Annotated in this window: 14 protein-coding genes; 7 read left to right on the top strand and 7 right to left on the bottom strand. The window is 66.4% G+C overall.

Annotated elements, in window-relative coordinates; all coding sequences use genetic code 11:
- The first annotated feature begins 9 nt into the window (after positions 1-9).
- From KHO22_RS30560 to KHO22_RS30540, 5 genes are all read left to right on the top strand, one after another.
- Complete coding sequence (locus KHO22_RS30560) at positions 10-1,176, top strand: ABC transporter substrate-binding protein (RefSeq protein ID WP_211950928.1); 1,167 nt, start codon at positions 10-12, stop codon at positions 1,174-1,176.
- Positions 1,177-1,289: 113 nt separating this feature from the next.
- Positions 1,290-2,162, top strand: a complete 873-nt coding sequence (locus KHO22_RS30555) for a branched-chain amino acid ABC transporter permease (RefSeq protein ID WP_211950927.1) — start codon at positions 1,290-1,292, stop codon at positions 2,160-2,162.
- Positions 2,159-3,280 carry a branched-chain amino acid ABC transporter permease gene (locus tag KHO22_RS30550; protein WP_211950926.1) on the top strand — a complete coding sequence of 374 codons (1,122 nt, stop codon included), beginning with the start codon at positions 2,159-2,161 and terminating at the stop codon, positions 3,278-3,280. Before KHO22_RS30555 ends, KHO22_RS30550 begins: the two co-directional genes overlap by 4 nt.
- 4 nt (positions 3,281-3,284) lie before the next feature.
- Positions 3,285-4,079, top strand: coding sequence for an ABC transporter ATP-binding protein (locus KHO22_RS30545; protein ID WP_211950925.1), 795 nt, complete (start codon positions 3,285-3,287; stop codon positions 4,077-4,079).
- Entirely contained in the window at positions 4,072-4,776 is a 705-nt protein-coding gene (locus tag KHO22_RS30540) for an ABC transporter ATP-binding protein (RefSeq protein WP_211950924.1), read from the top strand. Before KHO22_RS30545 ends, KHO22_RS30540 begins: the two co-directional genes overlap by 8 nt.
- A gap of 111 nt (positions 4,777-4,887) precedes the next feature.
- Here KHO22_RS30540 and KHO22_RS30535 read toward each other — a convergent pair whose 3' ends face one another.
- The 7 genes from KHO22_RS30535 to pxpB all read right to left on the bottom strand — a co-directional run bounded on the left by KHO22_RS30535 (position 4,888) and on the right by pxpB (position 13,833).
- Complete coding sequence (locus tag KHO22_RS30535) at positions 4,888-6,201, bottom strand: MFS transporter (protein ID WP_211950923.1); 1,314 nt, start codon at positions 6,199-6,201, stop codon at positions 4,888-4,890.
- 246 nt (positions 6,202-6,447) lie between these two features.
- Positions 6,448-7,725, bottom strand: coding sequence for a xanthine dehydrogenase family Fe-S subunit (locus tag KHO22_RS30530; protein ID WP_211950922.1), 1,278 nt, complete (start codon positions 7,723-7,725; stop codon positions 6,448-6,450).
- Positions 7,722-8,561, bottom strand: coding sequence for an FAD binding domain-containing protein (locus KHO22_RS30525; protein ID WP_211950921.1), 840 nt, complete (start codon positions 8,559-8,561; stop codon positions 7,722-7,724). Before KHO22_RS30525 ends, KHO22_RS30530 begins: the two co-directional genes overlap by 4 nt.
- Complete coding sequence (locus KHO22_RS30520) at positions 8,558-10,936, bottom strand: xanthine dehydrogenase family protein molybdopterin-binding subunit (RefSeq protein ID WP_211950920.1); 2,379 nt, start codon at positions 10,934-10,936, stop codon at positions 8,558-8,560. Before KHO22_RS30520 ends, KHO22_RS30525 begins: the two co-directional genes overlap by 4 nt.
- 205 nt (positions 10,937-11,141) lie before the next feature.
- The gene (locus tag KHO22_RS30515; RefSeq protein WP_211950919.1) at positions 11,142-11,927 is read right to left on the bottom strand and encodes a GntR family transcriptional regulator; all 786 of its coding nucleotides are present in this window, start codon (positions 11,925-11,927) and stop codon (positions 11,142-11,144) included.
- Between the two features lie 146 nt (positions 11,928-12,073).
- On the bottom strand, positions 12,074-13,114 hold the full coding sequence (locus tag KHO22_RS30510; protein WP_211950918.1) for a 5-oxoprolinase subunit C family protein: 1,041 nt from the start codon (positions 13,112-13,114) through the stop codon (positions 12,074-12,076).
- On the bottom strand, positions 13,111-13,833 hold the full coding sequence (gene pxpB / locus KHO22_RS30505; protein ID WP_211950917.1) for a 5-oxoprolinase subunit PxpB: 723 nt from the start codon (positions 13,831-13,833) through the stop codon (positions 13,111-13,113). Before pxpB ends, KHO22_RS30510 begins: the two co-directional genes overlap by 4 nt.
- A 150-nt stretch (positions 13,834-13,983) precedes the next feature.
- On the opposite strand from pxpB, the gene KHO22_RS30500 reads away from it, so the two are divergent.
- Together KHO22_RS30500 and npdG are read left to right on the top strand one after the other, a co-directional pair.
- A complete protein-coding gene (locus tag KHO22_RS30500) occupies positions 13,984-14,760 on the top strand; it encodes a LamB/YcsF family protein (RefSeq protein WP_211950916.1) in 777 nt (258 codons plus the stop codon).
- A gap of 108 nt (positions 14,761-14,868) precedes the next feature.
- Positions 14,869-15,606 (top strand): NADPH-dependent F420 reductase, encoded by a 738-nt coding sequence (gene npdG / locus KHO22_RS30495; protein WP_211950915.1) that lies wholly within the window; start codon positions 14,869-14,871, stop codon positions 15,604-15,606.
- Positions 15,607-15,615: the final 9 nt, after the last annotated feature.

The raw sequence follows: 15,615 nt of genomic DNA, 5'->3' as shown, positions 1-15,615 counted from the left end.
GAGGAGACGATGAAACAGAAGTGGATGAAGGTGACGGTGGTGGCAGTCGCGGCACACTTTGCGGCCGCCGCCCACGCTCAGCCCGGCGGCACCGTCCGTATCGGGGTCAACCAGCCGCTGACGGGCGCGGTGGCGGCATCGGGGAATTTCGTCACGAACGGGGCAAAGATTGCCGCGGACGAGATCAACGCCAAGGGCGGCATCAAGGGCGCGAAGATTGAACTCTTCATCGAGGACAACAAGAGCAATCCGACGGAAGCCGCGTCGGCCGCCGAGAAACTGATCGTGCGCGACAAGGTGCCGGTGCTGCTCGGCGCGTGGAGTTCGACCTACACCCTGGCCGTGATGCCCAAGCTCATGGAATACAAGGTGCCGATGCTGGTCGAGACCTCCAGCGCCGACAAGATCACAACGGCCGGCAACCCCTATGTATTCCGCATCAGCCCGACCAATGGCATGGAGGCCGCCAACTTCGTCCGTCACGTGGCGCCACTGAAGATCCGCAAGGCCGATTTCCTGGTGGTCAACAACGACTGGGGCCGCGGTTCCGCCGATGCCTTCCAGGCCATGCTGAAGAAGAACGCCGTCGGGATCGGCATCACGCAGACCATCGATGCGTCGGCGCAGGACATGACGGCCCAGCTCGCCACGATCAAGGCCAGCGACAGCGATACGCTCTTTGTCACCACCGCCGTCGAGCAACTCACGCTGATTCTCAAGCAGGCGCAGGCGCTCGGCATCAAGCGGCAGATCATTACGCTAGGGGGCTCGCAAAGCCCCGATCAGCTGATCGCCCACGCCGGCACGGCCGCCAACGGCACGCTGCATGACGTGATGTTCATGCCCTGGTTCCCCGAAGCGGGGGCGGATCCGGACGCCGCGAAGGCGTTCATTGCCGAGTGGTCCAGGCGCGGGCTGGACCCGAACGGCCTCACCGAAGGCGCGCGCGGCTATGACGGCATCCGCGCCATCGCTGCGGCGGTCACTGCCGCGGGCGGCGCCGGGGCGGACTCGGAGAAGATCCGCGATGCGCTCTGGAAGGTGCAGCTGACCGGGCTGACCGGCAAGATCAACTTCAACAAGATCGGACCGGCCGGGCGGGAGAGCGGCCAGAGCACGCCTGCGACGTATGTCGTGAAGATCGACGGCGGCAAGGTCACGCTGCTGCAGAACTAGCGCGCGGACGGCCCCGGGGGCGACCCGCAGGTCCTGCGCGCCCCCACCGCACAGCACGCCACCGGCCCGCGCCGCCGGTGGCAGCCTCATCCACGGCGCATGCGAGAACTCAAGTGGACTACATACTTCAGCACATGGCCAATGCGCTGATACTGGGGGGGACCTATGCCCTCCTGGGTATCGGCCTGACCCTGATCCTCGGGATCATGAAGGTCGTCAACTTCACCCACGGCGAGCTGTACGCATTCGGCGGCTTCATGGCGTACTTCTTCGTTTCCGTGCTGCACTGGAATTTCTTCCTGGGCCTGGCGGCGGCAATCGTGCTCGGCATCGTCCTCGGCGGATGCATCGAGCGCGTGCTGCTGCGCCGGATGCGCGACGCGGATATCGATTCGACCATGATCGTGATGATCGGCTGCTGGATCGCGATCCAGAATCTGGAGCTTCTAATCTGGGGCGGCGTCGGCAAGGCGATCGACACGCCGTTCCCCGCCGAGCCATTGGTCATCGGCGGTGTCTCGGTGTCCTGGCTGCGTGTATTCGTACTGGGTGCGGCGACCCTGCTGATCCTGGCGACCTGGCTCCTGATTCACAAGAGCCGCCTCGGCAAGGCCATGCGGGCCACGTTCCAGGACCGCGATACCGCGGCGCTGATGGGCATCAGCACCAACAGCATCTATACCGCGACCTTCGCGCTTGGGTCCGGCCTCGCGGCCGCGGCCGGCGCGCTGCTCGGCCCGGTCTTCGTGGTGACGCCGACCATGGGCAACCTCGCCTCGCTGAAGGCTTTCGCCATCGTGATCCTGGGCGGGCTCGGCAGCATCCAGGGTGCCGCACTCGGCGGCTTCATCCTGGCCTGCGCCGAAGAGCTTGGCGCGGGCTATATCTCGTCCGGCTACCGGGATGCAATGGGCTTCGTGATCATTATCCTGGTCCTGATGTTCAAGCCGACCGGACTGTTCGTACGTGGGGAGCGAATCGGATGAAAAACCTCTGGACCTGTCTGCTGGTCGGCGCATTGCTGACCCTTCCGCTCTGGCTGCGTGATCAGTATTTCCTGCATATCGTGATCACCACCGGCATCTTCATCATCGGGGCAATGAGCCTGAACCTGCTGCTCGGCTTCACCGGGCAACTGAGCCTGGGCCATATTGCCTTCTTCGGCATCGGTGCCTATGCCAGTGCGCTGACCACGCTGGGCTTCGACCTTCCGCTCTTTGGCGATGTCCGGATCGTGCACGAGCCCTGGCATCCGGCAGCCGGCATTCTGGTCGGCACCGCGCTGGCGGGGCTGTGCGGTTACGTCGTGGGCAAGCTGTCCTTCAAGATCCGGGGCGCCTACTTCGTCATCGTAACGGTCAGCTTCGCCGAGGTGGTGCGCCTGGTGGCCCTGAACTGGGTCGATCTGACGCAGGGACCGCTGGCGCTGAGCAATATACCGCCGATGCGCATCGACATCCCGGGCCTGCGCGAGATCGTGATGTGGCAGAAAGAGCCCAACTACTACCTGGTGCTCGGCCTCGGCCTGCTTTCATGGCTGCTGATCCGCCGCATCGTTCAGTCACGCATGGGGCGGGCGATGATTGCCCTGCGCGAGAACGAGTCACTCGCCACCTCGGTCGGCATCGATGTGACGCGCTACCTCGTGTTCGCCGCCGTCGTCGCCGCCGCCCTGGCGGGCGCTGCAGGCGGCCTGTACGCGCATTACATCCGCATCATCGATCCCGATATCTTCCTGTTCATCTACACCGTCACGATGGTGATCATGGTTGTCACCGGGGGCAAGGGGACGCTGGCCGGGCCTGTCGTCGGCGGCGTGATCTTCGGGCTGCTGCCGGTCGGTCTGCGTGCCGTCGCCGGGCCGGAAGTGCAGTGGATCGTCTACGGCGTCTTCATCATCCTGATCGTGTTCTTCCTGCCACGCGGCATCGTACCCGCAGTGCACGGCTGGTGGCGCCGCAGGACCGGGACCCGGCCTCTCCACGTGCGCCCGGCCAGCGCCACCGGCATCCCCGGCGGCCACGGCGATTCGCAGCGCCGGAAACTGCAGACCCTGTCGGCGCGGGAAACGTTGCAGGCTGGCAAGGCAATCTCGAGGAAGTGACACCATGAACCAGGCAAAGCAAGGCAGCGCTCCGCTACTTTCCGTCGAGCACGTCGCCGTTCATTTCGGCGGCCTGGTCGCGATCTCCGACATGAGCTTCGGCGTGCACGAGGGCGAGGTGGTCAGCCTGATCGGGCCGAACGGCGCCGGCAAGACCACCGCCTTCAACATCATTACCGGCTTTCTGCGGCCGACCAAAGGGCAAGTGCATTTCCGCGGCGCGGCGCTGCATCAGTTGAAGCCGCACCAGGTCGCCAGCGTGGGACTGGTGCGCACCTTCCAGAAGACCAGTCTCTTCCTGACCAACACGGTGTTCGACAACGTGCTGACCGGCCTGCACCGCCATGGCTCGGCATCGGCCTGGGGAACGTTGCTCGGACTTGCCAGCGTGCGGCGGGAGGAGGAGCGGTTGCGCCAGACCGTCTGGGAGATTCTCGACTTTGTCGGCATCGCCCACCGTGCGAACGAACTCGGCGGGGCACTGGCCTACGGTGAGCAGCGCCTGCTCGGCGTGGCCACCGCGCTGGCTGCCGACCCGGTCCTGCTGCTGCTCGATGAACCCGCTTCCGGCATGAACCCGTCGGAAACCGCGGACTTCATGGACCTGCTCGGCAAGATCAAGGCGCGCGGCATCACCGTCCTGCTGGTCGAGCACGACATGCCGCTGGTGATGGGCGTCTCGGACCGCATCGTCGTGCTGAACTACGGCAAGATCATTGCAGACGGCCCGCCGCAGGCAATCCAGCAGAACCCCGACGTGATTCAGGCCTATCTGGGGCAGGGAGTCAAGCATGCTTGAGATCGAGAACATTGTCTGCCGCTACGGCAAGGTCGAGGCCATCAAGGGTATATCGCTGCAAGTCAGGAAATCGGAACTGGTCACGCTGATCGGTGCCAACGGTGCCGGCAAGACCTCCACCCTGAAGGCCATCTCGGGCCTGCTGCCCCCGGTCAGCGGGCGTATCCGTTTCAACGGCGAGGACATCACGCGGGCCACGCCGCAGCGCATCCTGTCGATGGGGCTCGCGCACTGCCCCGAGGGGCGCCGCGTGTTCGCACAGATGACCATCCAGGAGAACCTGGAGATGGGCTGCTACCGGCGGCGCGACAAGGCCGGCATTGCCGCGGACATGGGGAAGATGTTCGACAACTTCCCCAAACTGGCGGAGCGGCGGCATCAGATGGCCGGCACCCTGTCGGGCGGGGAACAGCAGATGCTGGCGATCGGACGCGCGCTGATGTCGCGGCCCAAACTGGTGCTGTTCGATGAGCCCTCGCTGGGACTGGCGCCCAATATCGTCGAACGGACCTTCGAGATCATCAAGCGGGTTCAGCACGACGGCACCACGGTGCTGATGGTCGAGCAAAACGCCTATGCGGCGCTGGACATGTGCGATCGGGCCTATCTGTTCGAATCGGGGTCGCTGGCGCTGGAGGGCAGCGGCAAGGACATGATCGACGACCCGCACGTGCGCAAGGCCTATCTCGGGGGATGAAGCCTTGCTTCCAGCGCTGCCTGGCGGCACGTGGTCCGGGACTCGCCGCACTGGCGGCGGGCGGCGAGTCCTGCGGCGAGTCCCGGGCGTGTTCCTGTCTCCACGGCGGCCTCAGCGGTTGACCACCCGCGCCGGCATCGACAGCGCGATCGCGCAGGCGAGCAACTGGAAGGCGCCGAACAGCACCAGGCCGGCGTTCGGGCTGTGGGTGAGGTCCTTGAGCCAACCCACCACGAAAGTCGCGGCAAACCCGCCAAGGTTGGCCACGGAGCATGCCAGCGCTATGCCGCCGGCCGCCGCCCTGCCCTGGAGAAATGTGGCGGGCAGGCACCAGAACACGGGGAAGCCGGCCGAGATCCCCGCGGCGGCGACGGTCATCAGCGCCACGGTGGCCGCGGTATCGTGCGTGAACCACGTACTGGCGACCATGCCAGCCGCGCCAAGCAGGACCGGCACGACGATATGCCAGCGGCGCTCGCGCTCCCGGTCGGAATGCGCACCGTTGAACAGCATCGCCACGACCGCCACCGCATTCGGAATGGCGGTGAGCAGGCCGATGTCGAGCGGGCTTTGCACGCCCGAATCGCGGATGATGGTTGGCAGCCAGAAACTGATGGTGTAGGTCCCCATCAGCAGGCACATGTCGATCAGGCCGAGCATCCAGATCCGGTGGTCGGTAAAGACCGCGCGCAGTGAATGCCGGGGTTCGGCGAGCGTGTCGGCTTCGAGGTTCCGGGTCAGTTGCTGCTTCTCGGCAGGCGTCAGCCAGGCGGCCTTCTGAATGCTGTTGGGCAGGCAGCACAGCACGATCACGCCGAGCACCACCGATGGCACCGCCTCGATCACGAACATCCACTGCCACCCAGCCCAGCCGTGCCAACCCGCGAACGCCGTCATGATCCAGCCCGACAGCGGCGCGCCGGTCATGCTGGCGAGCGGGATGCCCAGCATGAACCATGCAATCACCTTGCCCCGCCGGTAGGTGGGGAACCAGCAGGTCAGGTAGAGCAGGATGCCGGGCACGAAGCCCGCTTCGGCGGCGCCAAGCAGGAACCGCAGCACATAGAACTGCGTGGGCGTCCTGACGAAAGCAGTGGCGGCCGACAGCAGCCCCCAGGTGATCATGATGCGGGCGATCCAGAACCTTGCGCCAACGCGCTGCAGCACCAGGTTGCTCGGCACTTCAAAGATGATGTAGCCGACGAAGAACAGGCCGGCGCCAAGTCCGTAGACCGTTTCGGAGAAGCTCAGCGCATCGAGCATCTGCAGCCTGGCCAGGCCGACGTTGATGCGGTCCAGGTAGGCTGCGATGTAGCACAGGCAGAACAGGGGAATCAGTCGCCACGCGACCTTGCCGTAGACGTCGGACTGCGTGGCGAGGTCAGCGACGCCGGAGACGACTTGCCGCGGGAAGGAAGAAGACATCGGGGGCTCCTCGTGCCTGTGACCCGCCATCTGGGGCGTTGCCGTGTACAGGCAGTAATGTTCGCGTTGCACGCAGTGCTCACGAAGGATGCCGAGCTTACTTCAGGAATGCGGGCGCGACGAGAAGGGGTTTACCTGGCAAGAGAATCCGGCGAGGGACGTTGGGCGCGAGCGGCCCGGCTCCCTCTCCCGTGGTGGGAGACGGAACCGGGCCAGCGCGTACGAGGCGTCGGCGGCTTGCCTGCCCTACCCCCGCCGCCCACCGAACAAGGACCGGAACAACGCCGCAATCCGGTCCCGCAGCACCGAAAATACCAGGGCACCGGCGTTCAGCTCCGACACCTGCGGCACCGGCGCCGGTGTACCGTCCGACGGCGTGCCGGTGCGCGCCTGGCTCAGGCGGGCACGCAGGTTTTCCGCGAACGCATCGGTCATGCGCTTGGCAATGTCCTTGACGATGCTAGAGCGACTGAATTGCGCCAGCGACCCGGTCAGCGCAAAGCCCACCTGCACATCCACGCGGGTTGCGCCGCCACCCTTCTCCTCGACCAGGTCGTAGCGAATCTCGCCCCGCGTGGCCGAACTCGAGCGCGTATCGCGTGCACTGCCGAAGATCGTGCCGGTATAGTTGGCCGGATCCCGCTCCACGTCCGCCGCCCCCTCGAACTCCGCGACGATCGGCCCGACCTTGATGCGCAGCTTCGGCTCCACATGCGTCTCGGTGGCCGGGGCCAGCAGTGACGCCCCGGGAAGACAGGTCGTGACTTCGCCGAGCCGGCCGAAGAACTCCCATACCTCGTCACGCGGGAAATCCACCGTGAACGTCTGGTTCAGCGTCGTCATCGGCTTGCCCGCATCGGCGGGTGACTGCCGAACGGCCGGCGGCGCGGCAGGAGCCTGCGCGGCGCCGGCAGTGCCTGCCGCCTTCACGGTGCTCACGGCTTGCGGCCGCGAAGCGATGGACGCGCCTGCATGGCCTGCCGCACTGCATCGCGCATGCCCCGACCCGACCGGCCCCAGTTCCGTGCGCGGATTCTGCACCACGCCCAGGCCCGCTGCCTTGCGTTCGGCAATCACGCTCTGGATCGCCTTGATGATGCCCACATAGCCGGTGCAGCGGCACAGGTTCCCGCTCATCGCAAAGCGGATGTCCTGCTCGCTCGCATCGGGCATGCGCAACACCACGTCGCGCGCCGACGCCAGCATGCCCGGCGTGCAATAGCCGCATTGCAGCGCATGCTCGCGCGAAAACGCCGCACGCAATGCACGCATGCAGTCATCGTCGTCCATCCCTTCGATGGTCGTGACGCTGGCGCCATCGCAGGCCACGGCCAGCGTGATGCAGGAACGCGCGGGCACACCGTCGATCAGCAAGGTGCAGGCACCGCAGACGCCGTGCTCGCAACCAAGATGGGTACCCGTCAGATCGAGGGAGTCACGCAGGAAGTCGGCGAGTTGCGTGCGCGGTTCGACAGGCGCGCCGGCAAACTCGCGGCCGTTTACAGTGAGATTGATCGTTTTCATGGCTGTTCGGCGCGGGCAACGGCACGCTTGAGGGCGGTCACGTGGAGCTGGTTATCCAGGGGGTCGTCCAGACCGGCGGCAACGAGGCAATGCTTCGCCACCGATGGATCGAACTGGCTCGACAGGCCTGCGCGCGGCTCGCCGTGGAACAGCGGGCGCGCATCCGCAAGGACGATGGGCTTCGCTTCGGTCGCGCCGATCACGGCCCGGCACACCGAGCGCTCGGGGTCGTGCAGCACGGCGCCGATGGCATGGGCAAACTCGCCGGTCTTGCGGCAGAGCTTGTAGTAGCCCCAGCGCGCATGGCGCGACAACTTGGGAATCCACACGGCCTCCAGGATCTCGCCCGGTTCCAGCGCGGTCTCGAAGACACCGGTCATGAACGCGTCGACCGGCACGCGCCGCTGCCCCGATGGCCCGCGCAGGATGACCTGCGCACCGATCGCGGACAGGCTCGACACCCAGTCCGCCGACGGATCGGCATGCACCAGGCTGCCGCCGATGGTCCCGCGATTGCGCACCGCCCGGTAAGCGATCGCCCGCGCCACGCGTGCAAGCGCCCCGCCTGTCAGTTGCGGCACGCGGCCGTCCTCGAAGTCCGCATGGGTCACGCAGGCACCGACCACGATGGCGTCGTCGCTCTCCTCCACGCGCTTCAGCTCGGGGATGCCCGTGATATCCACCAGCAGGTCGGGCTGCACGAGGCGCAGGTTCAGCATCGGTCCGAGCGACTGCCCGCCGGCCAGCACCTTGACGACAATGTCGTCGCGCTGCACCAGCGCGATCGCGGCGGCCAGGTCGGCCGGCCGCTCGTAGTCAAACTTGGCCGGCTTCATACCAGTTCCCCTGCTGCAAGTTGCACCGCTTCCCGGGCTTCCGTCCGGCTTGCCGCGCCGGCGGCGATGGCCTCCAGCACGCGGCGCGGCGTGATCGGCGACACCAGCAATTCGGCGCCGAGCGAATGCAGCGCATCGTTGACCGCGTTGCAGATGGCCGCCGGCGGCGGAATCGCACCGCTCTCGCCAATCCCCTTGACGCCGAACTCGGTATAGGGCGACACGGTCTCCATATGGATGATGCGCGGCTCCGGCACTTCGGTCGGACCGGGCAGCAGGTAGTCGGCAAACGTCGATGCCAGGGGCTGGCCCGAGCCATCGAAGGCCATCTCCTCGTACAGCGCGGTGCCGATGCCCTGCGCCGTCCCGCCATAGATCTGGCCGTCGACCACCATCGGATTGACCAGCTTGCCGCCGTCCTCGACGATCACATAGTCGAGCAGCTCGACATCGCCGGTTTCCGGGTCCACCGCCACCGTGACCGCATGCGCGCCATAGCCGAAGGTGCCGGAATCGCGCAGCGGCTTGTAGCCCTCGGTCACCTCCAGCCCTCCGGGGTTGACGGTCGCCGGCAGATCCTGCGGGCGCAGATACCAGGTCTTCGCGACTTCGGCCAGCGTGAGGCTGCCCGACGGCGCCACGACACGGGCATCCTTCACGGTCACCGTGGCCGGGTCCGCCTTCAGCATCCACGCCCCGATCTGCGCCAGCCGCCCCGCCAGCGTCTCGCAGGCCCGCTTGACGGCGCCGCCCGACATGACCATGCAGCGCGAGCCCCAGGTGCCGGTGGAATACGGCGTGAAGGCGGTATCGCCATGCACGACTTTCACGCGGGCGATATCGATGCCGAGCACCTCGTTGGCGACCTGCGCCAATGTCGTCTCCAGGCTCTGCCCGTGGGAATGGGCACCGATGCGCAGTTCCAGCGCACCATCCGGCGTCAGCCTGGCGGTAGCCTGCTCGTAGCCGGGCACCATCGGAATGCCCCAGCCCGCATAGACCGAGGTGCCGTGCGCGGCCTGCTCGCAGTAGATCGACACGCCCAGGCCGATCAGCCGGCCATCGGCTTCGCCTCGGCGCTGGCGCTCGCGCACGGCCGGAATGTCGATGGCCTCGATTGCCAGGCGGAGCGCCTGCGGATAATCGCCGCTGTCGAAGTGCTTCTTCGTGATGTTGTCGAACGGCATCTGCTCGGGCCGCACGAGGCTCTTCAGCCTGACCTCGTAGGGTTCGACGCCGGCTTCGCGCGCGATCGCGTCGAGCATGAGTTCAAGGGCGAAGCAGACCCCGGTGCGTGCCACGCCGCGATAGGGCAGGATCGGGCTCTTGTTGGTGGCAACGGAAAAGGTCTTGCAGCGGTAGGACGGGAAATCGTAAGGGCCAGGCAGGATGCTGGCGACCTGCGCCGCCTCCAGGCAGGCGGAGAACGGATAGGCCGAGTAGGCGCCGGAGTCCACCGTGGCCTCGCAGTCGATGCCGAGCAGGCGGCCGTCGCGACTGGCATACCCGGTGATGCGGTAGTAGTGTTCGCGGCAGTTGGCGCCCGCGGTCAGATGCTCGCGGCGGTCCTCGATCCACCGCACCGGCGTGCCGGTGCGCATGGCCAGCCAGCCGAGCGCCACTTCCTCCGGCAGCAGGATGCCCTTGTAGCCGAAGCCCCCGCCCACATCCGGCGAGATCACGCGGATCTGGCCCTGGTCCAGCCCGAGGCATTCGGACAAGCCGGTACGCACGATGTGGGGCATCTGCGTCGCGGTGTAGACCGTCAGTTGTTCGAGGCGATGGTCCCAGTAGGCCACCACGCCACGCCCTTCCATCGGCGCCATCGACTGGCGCGCGGTGCGGATCTCGCGCGTGACCCGGATCGGCGCATCGCGCACGGCGTCGATATTGACCTCGACGTTGGTTTCGAGGAACACATTGTCCGGCCACGCCTCGTGCAAACGGGGGGCATCCGGGTGGCGCCCTGCCAGCATGTCCGAGACCGCCGGCAGTTCCTCGAACTCAAGCCGCACCATCGCGGCAATATCCTCGGCCTCGGCGCGGGTTGCTGCCACGCACATGGCGACCAGCTCGCCAACCTGCCGTACCTTGCCGGTCGCCAGCACCGGCTGGTCCGACACCTTGAAGCCCGCCAGCCCGGACACCGCGCGAATCGGCTTGACGTCCGTCAGGTCCCCTGCCATGAACACCGAGCCACGGCAGGATTGCGGCACTTCCGCACCCAGCACGCGCGCATGGGCCAGCGGACTGCGCACGAAGGCAACGTCCTGCATGCCCGGCAGGCGCACATCCGCCACGAACTGCCCGCGACCGCGCATCAGGCGGTCGTCCTCCTTGCGCTGCACGCGCGCACCAACTCCCTGCTCCGCCATCAACCGTCTCCTTGTCTGTCACTCTGGAGCGGAGGGCTCGCGCCCCGGCCCGCCGGTGATCGAATCATTTCCGCGCCGGTCGACGTGGAACCCACCGTCCCGGCGCGCGAATCAGGCGACCTGGAACCGCCCTCATGTCATCCTAACATACCATTTATAGGATGATATGAGGTTATGCGCAAGGGCAGATGGAACCTTGCAGCGCTCAGGCGGCTTTTTGCCGGGTCCGGCGCCCGTCCTTCTGCTGGCGCTTGAGGCCTTCGAGCAGGTCGATGGTCAGCTTCACGCAATCGCTGCGGTAAGTGATGTCGGCGACGTAGACGGCCACGCCGTCCGCGTCGATGACCACGCAGCGGCACTCCGCGGTCGGCGCGCTCAACGACACCTGGAGCAGTTCGGCAGTTTCGCGGTCAGCGGTGCCGATCACCATGGTCTGCGTTGCGTCCCGGATTTCCAGACCCTCCACCATGGCCAGCACTGGCAACACGGTGTGCTTCGTGAACTCCTCGCGCGCCTTCTCGAAGATATCGCGCGCCAGATGCACGTTGACCACACCAAATGGCGTGCCATCCTTCATCTGGACGCTGCGCAGGAACACGTAGCTGGAGGCGGGCTTGCCCTCGCCCTCCGCCAGGCGCGGAAACGCCGGCGGGTTCGGTACCCGGATATACCTCGGCACGTTGTCCCGAATGGATGCAAGCAGGCCGTCCCACGTGGTCGCAAGCTGAAGCCAGCGCTTGTCGTTGACGTGCTCGTTGACGAAGGTCCCGCGGCCCTGCTTGCGCGTGACTAGGCCTTCGTTCTCCAGCAGGTCCACCGCCTGGCGCACCGTCACGCGCGCGACCTGGAACTCCTGCTCCAGTTCCTCCAGTGTCGAGATCTGCTGCAGAGGCTGCCAGTCGCCCGATTCGATGCGGCGGCGCAATGCGGATGCCACCTGGATGTAAGCCGGGATCTTTCCGCGCCGCTCGGTCACGCGTCCTTTTGCCATGCCTATGCTCCTATCATTCCAATAATAGGATTCTATATCGACGGCGCTGTCCGTTTGGCCAGAATCGTGGATTTCCTTACTCTGTGCAATAGTCATCTGGAACTCCTTCAATCGAGCCAACGTGAAAGACGCGGCTTGCGTCGGACCTAGCGCACGCGCACCACCCCGGCGGTCAGGTTCGCGCGCGCCAGTGCGGCGACGTTGATGGCGGCGACCGCCGCGACTTCCCGGATGCCCTCCACCATGGCGGCGATCTCTGCCTCCTGGGTCCGCCGCAGCGCTTGCGCCTCTTCCAGCGACACGGCGGCGAAGCGCACCGTGCTGCCCGGCTTGCGCCGGGCGAGCAGCGGGATATCGGCGGAAATAACGGTCGCGATCTTGGGATAGCCGCCGGTCGTCTGCGCGTCGGCCATCAGCACGATGGGCTGCCCCACGCCAGGCACCTGGATGGCACCGGTGACGATCCCGTCCGAGACGATGTCATGGCCCCTGGCATGGGCGATCGCCGGACCCTCCAGCCGGAAGCCCATGCGGTCCGACTGCAGCGAGACGCAATATTCGCCTGCGAGGAATTCCTGGATGGCGATGTCATCGAAATAGTCGGCTTGCGGCCCGAGCACGACGCGAATGGCAGATGAAAGGCCGGCGTCACATGGGTGCGCCAGCATGCGCTCGGCCCGGTCCGGCACCGACGCCGCATGCAGCGCGATCTCGTCACCGGGTGCAAGCGCCCGCCCATGCCAGCCCCCGAAGGCGCCGCGAACATAGGTGGAGGCGCTGCCAAGCACGGCATCGACCGCTATCCCGCTCTCGATCGCGAGGTACGCACAAGCCGACTCGCCCAGACTCCCGATGCGGAACGTATCGCCACGCACCAGGCGCACGCTGCGCCCCGCAGCGACGATGCGCCGGCCACCACCGCTGGCGCCGTTGATCTCGATTTCGCCGTTGCAGCCGGCCAGTGCGATACGGACCGAATCCGCCCGCACTTCGCATGCCGGGCCCTGCATCATCAGTTCCAGGGCCGGCGTGCCGGCAGCATTGCCCACCAGTGCGTTGGCCACACGCAGGCCGATGCGGTCCAGCGGCCCCGATACCGGCACGCCGGCATCCTGGAAGCCGCGGCGGCCCGGGTCCTGCACCGTAGTGTGCAGGCCGGGGTGGATGACTTTGATATGGGATGTCATGCCTGTATCACCTCGCAGGGAACCTCATAGCCACCGGCCTGGCAGGCCGCACGGATCTTCTCGAACTCGCCGCCGCTGACCGGCTCGAAACACACCTTGTCGCCCGGACCGAGCAAGGCCGGGCGAGCACTGCCGGCGTCGAACAGCCGCACCGGGGTAGCCCCGATCAGGTGCCAGCCGCCAGGGCTCTCGAGCGGATAGATCGCCGTCATCGTGGCGGCGATCGCAATCGATCCCGCCGCTACACGAATGCGCGGGTTGGCGCGGCGCGGCAACACAAGCTGGTCCGGCAGGTCACCCATATAGGGATAACCCGGCACGAAGCCGATCATGTAGACATGGAAGCGCGTACCGGCATGCAACCGGACCACCTCGTCCGGCGTCAGGCCCGTCTGCCGCGCCACGTCCTCCAGATCGGGCGCATGCGTCGGCTCATAGCAGGCGGGAATCCGCCATAGCCTTGCCTCGCCGGTGGCGGCCGCCCCGCCGTCGAGCAAGTCTTTCAACTGCCCGGTCAGCGCCGCGCCGCCGGTGGCAAGCGGGTTGTAGTGAACCATCAGCGAGCGAAAGGTCGGCACCACCTCCACCACGCCAGGCAAGGCCTGCTCGCGCACCAGCGCGCCGAGGCGCAGCACCCGCTCGCTCAGCAAGCGGTCGATCCCGTCGCCGAACTCGACGACCAGGGCGGTATCGCCAGCGGAAAGAAACCGTACGTCCATGCGCTTTCTCCTTCATGTCCACGTCAATCTATCTGCTCATCTTATTGTCTTTCTATCTTTAGTATCTTACACTAAATCGGAAGGCTCGCAGAACGGATGCTTACCCCGGCGGGCACCAGGCAAACGACAAACACTCTGAGGAGGGACACCATGACGATTTCCGTCAACCTGAACGCCGATATGGGGGAAGGCTTCGGCGCCTATGACATTGGCGACGATGACGCGATCCTGAAGATCATTCGCTCGGCCAACATCGCCTGCGGGTTCCATGCGGGCGATCCGCTCACGATGCGGCGCGTGGTGCAGCGGGCCAGGGAAGAGGGCGTGAGCATCGGCGCCCATCCGGGCTTCAACGATCTCTGGGGCTTCGGCCGGCGTCGTATCGACATGCACCCCGACCACCTGGAAAACCTGATCGCCTACCAGATCGGCGCGCTGCAGGCGATGGCCGCCTGTGTCGGCGAGAAGGTCACGCACGTCAAGCCGCACGGTGCGCTCAACAACATGGCGGCGGAGAACGCCGAGTACGCCATGGCGATTGGCCGCGCGATCAAGGCCGTCGACCGGAACCTGATCTACGTGGCGCTCTCCGGCTCGGAGATGGAAGCCGCCGCCGTGCGGCTGGAACTGCCGCTCGCCCGCGAGGGATTCTGCGACCGCCTCTATGAGGACGATGGCAACCTGACTTCGCGCAAGGTGCCTGGCTCCGTGATCAAGGATGCCGATGCCGCGGCCCGCCAGGTCGTGCACATGGTGGTGGAAGGCGAAATCATCTCGCGGAACGGCAAGCGCATTCCCCGCCGCGTCGACAGTCTCTGCGTCCACGGCGACGAGCCGACCGCCATTGAGCTGGCCCGCACGGTGCGCCAGGCGCTGGAGGCAGCCGGCGTCAAGGTGGTTCCGCTTACCGAGATGTCGCTTGGGTAAGGGTCCGAGACGGACACCGTAGCCCTTGAGTCCCCCTCCTTCCACCGCTTGCGGGTTGAGGGGAAAACCTTTCGCTTCGTGCTGACAAGCATTCCAAAGGAGCAGTCCATGATCGACCGTCCCACTCTCGCCATCATCGGTGGCACCGGCGCCCTTGGCTCGGGCCTTGCCCGGCGCTGGGCCGCCGCCGGCTATCCCGTCATCATCGGGTCGCGCACGGCCGACAAGGCCAGGGCCGCCGCGCGCGAAATCCTTCCGGGCAACGGCGCGCCAGCCGTCCGCGGCGAAGACAATGTCGCCGCGGCCACGCTCGCGCACATTGTCATCCTCGCCGTTCCCTTCTCGCATCACGACATCACGCTGGACGAGATCCGGCCGGTGGTGCCTGGCAAGATCGTTGTCGATGCCGTCGTGCCGCTGGTGCCGCCCAAGGTGGCAAGCGTCCAGTTGCCGCCCCAGGGCTCGGCCGGCCAGATCGCGCAGGAGCGGCTCGGCCCCGCGACGCGGGTCGTCTCCGCATTTCACAACGTCGGGGCGGCCAAGCTCCACAGCGGCGGGGACATCGGCTGCGACGTGCTGGTCTGCGGCAATGACAAGGAGGCGCGCGATGCCGTGATCGGCCTGACCGCGGCGATCGGCATGCGCGGCATCGATGCGGGTCCCATTGCCAACTCCGCCGCCGCGGAGGCGATGACATCGATCCTGATCGGCATCAACCGCCGCTACAAGGTCGATTGCGCCGGCATTCGCATTACCGGTATTGCCGACGTTGCCGACGTTGCCGACGTTGCCGACAATGCCGGCACTGCAGGCATCGCTGCCACCGCAGCTTGCGCAAACGCGTAAGGACTGGAC

The sequence above is a fragment of the Cupriavidus yeoncheonensis genome (assembly GCF_905397275.1).
In the GTDB taxonomy this organism is placed as follows: Bacteria; Pseudomonadota; Gammaproteobacteria; order Burkholderiales; family Burkholderiaceae; genus Cupriavidus; species Cupriavidus yeoncheonensis.
The sequence above is the reverse complement of the archived record's forward strand: the minus strand, read 5'-3'. Positions and strand labels throughout refer to the sequence as shown.

What these genes read in the sequence shown, in the direction of transcription:
- KHO22_RS30560 (WP_211950928.1), top strand. Translation starts at nt 10, where the DNA reads ATGAAACAGAAGTGGATGAAGGTGACGGTGGTGGCAGTCGCGGCACAC.
- KHO22_RS30550 (WP_211950926.1), top strand. Translation starts at nt 2,159, where the DNA reads ATGAAAAACCTCTGGACCTGTCTGCTGGTCGGCGCATTGCTGACCCTT.
- KHO22_RS30545 (WP_211950925.1), top strand. Translation starts at nt 3,285, where the DNA reads ATGAACCAGGCAAAGCAAGGCAGCGCTCCGCTACTTTCCGTCGAGCAC.
- KHO22_RS30540 (WP_211950924.1), top strand. Translation starts at nt 4,072, where the DNA reads ATGCTTGAGATCGAGAACATTGTCTGCCGCTACGGCAAGGTCGAGGCC.
- KHO22_RS30535 (WP_211950923.1), bottom strand. Translation starts at nt 6,201, where the DNA reads ATGTCTTCTTCCTTCCCGCGGCAAGTCGTCTCCGGCGTCGCTGACCTC.
- KHO22_RS30530 (WP_211950922.1), bottom strand. Translation starts at nt 7,725, where the DNA reads ATGAAAACGATCAATCTCACTGTAAACGGCCGCGAGTTTGCCGGCGCG.
- KHO22_RS30525 (WP_211950921.1), bottom strand. Translation starts at nt 8,561, where the DNA reads ATGAAGCCGGCCAAGTTTGACTACGAGCGGCCGGCCGACCTGGCCGCC.
- KHO22_RS30520 (WP_211950920.1), bottom strand. Translation starts at nt 10,936, where the DNA reads ATGGCGGAGCAGGGAGTTGGTGCGCGCGTGCAGCGCAAGGAGGACGAC.
- KHO22_RS30515 (WP_211950919.1), bottom strand. Translation starts at nt 11,927, where the DNA reads ATGGCAAAAGGACGCGTGACCGAGCGGCGCGGAAAGATCCCGGCTTAC.
- KHO22_RS30510 (WP_211950918.1), bottom strand. Translation starts at nt 13,114, where the DNA reads ATGACATCCCATATCAAAGTCATCCACCCCGGCCTGCACACTACGGTG.
- pxpB (WP_211950917.1), bottom strand. Translation starts at nt 13,833, where the DNA reads ATGGACGTACGGTTTCTTTCCGCTGGCGATACCGCCCTGGTCGTCGAG.
- KHO22_RS30500 (WP_211950916.1), top strand. Translation starts at nt 13,984, where the DNA reads ATGACGATTTCCGTCAACCTGAACGCCGATATGGGGGAAGGCTTCGGC.
- npdG (WP_211950915.1), top strand. Translation starts at nt 14,869, where the DNA reads ATGATCGACCGTCCCACTCTCGCCATCATCGGTGGCACCGGCGCCCTT.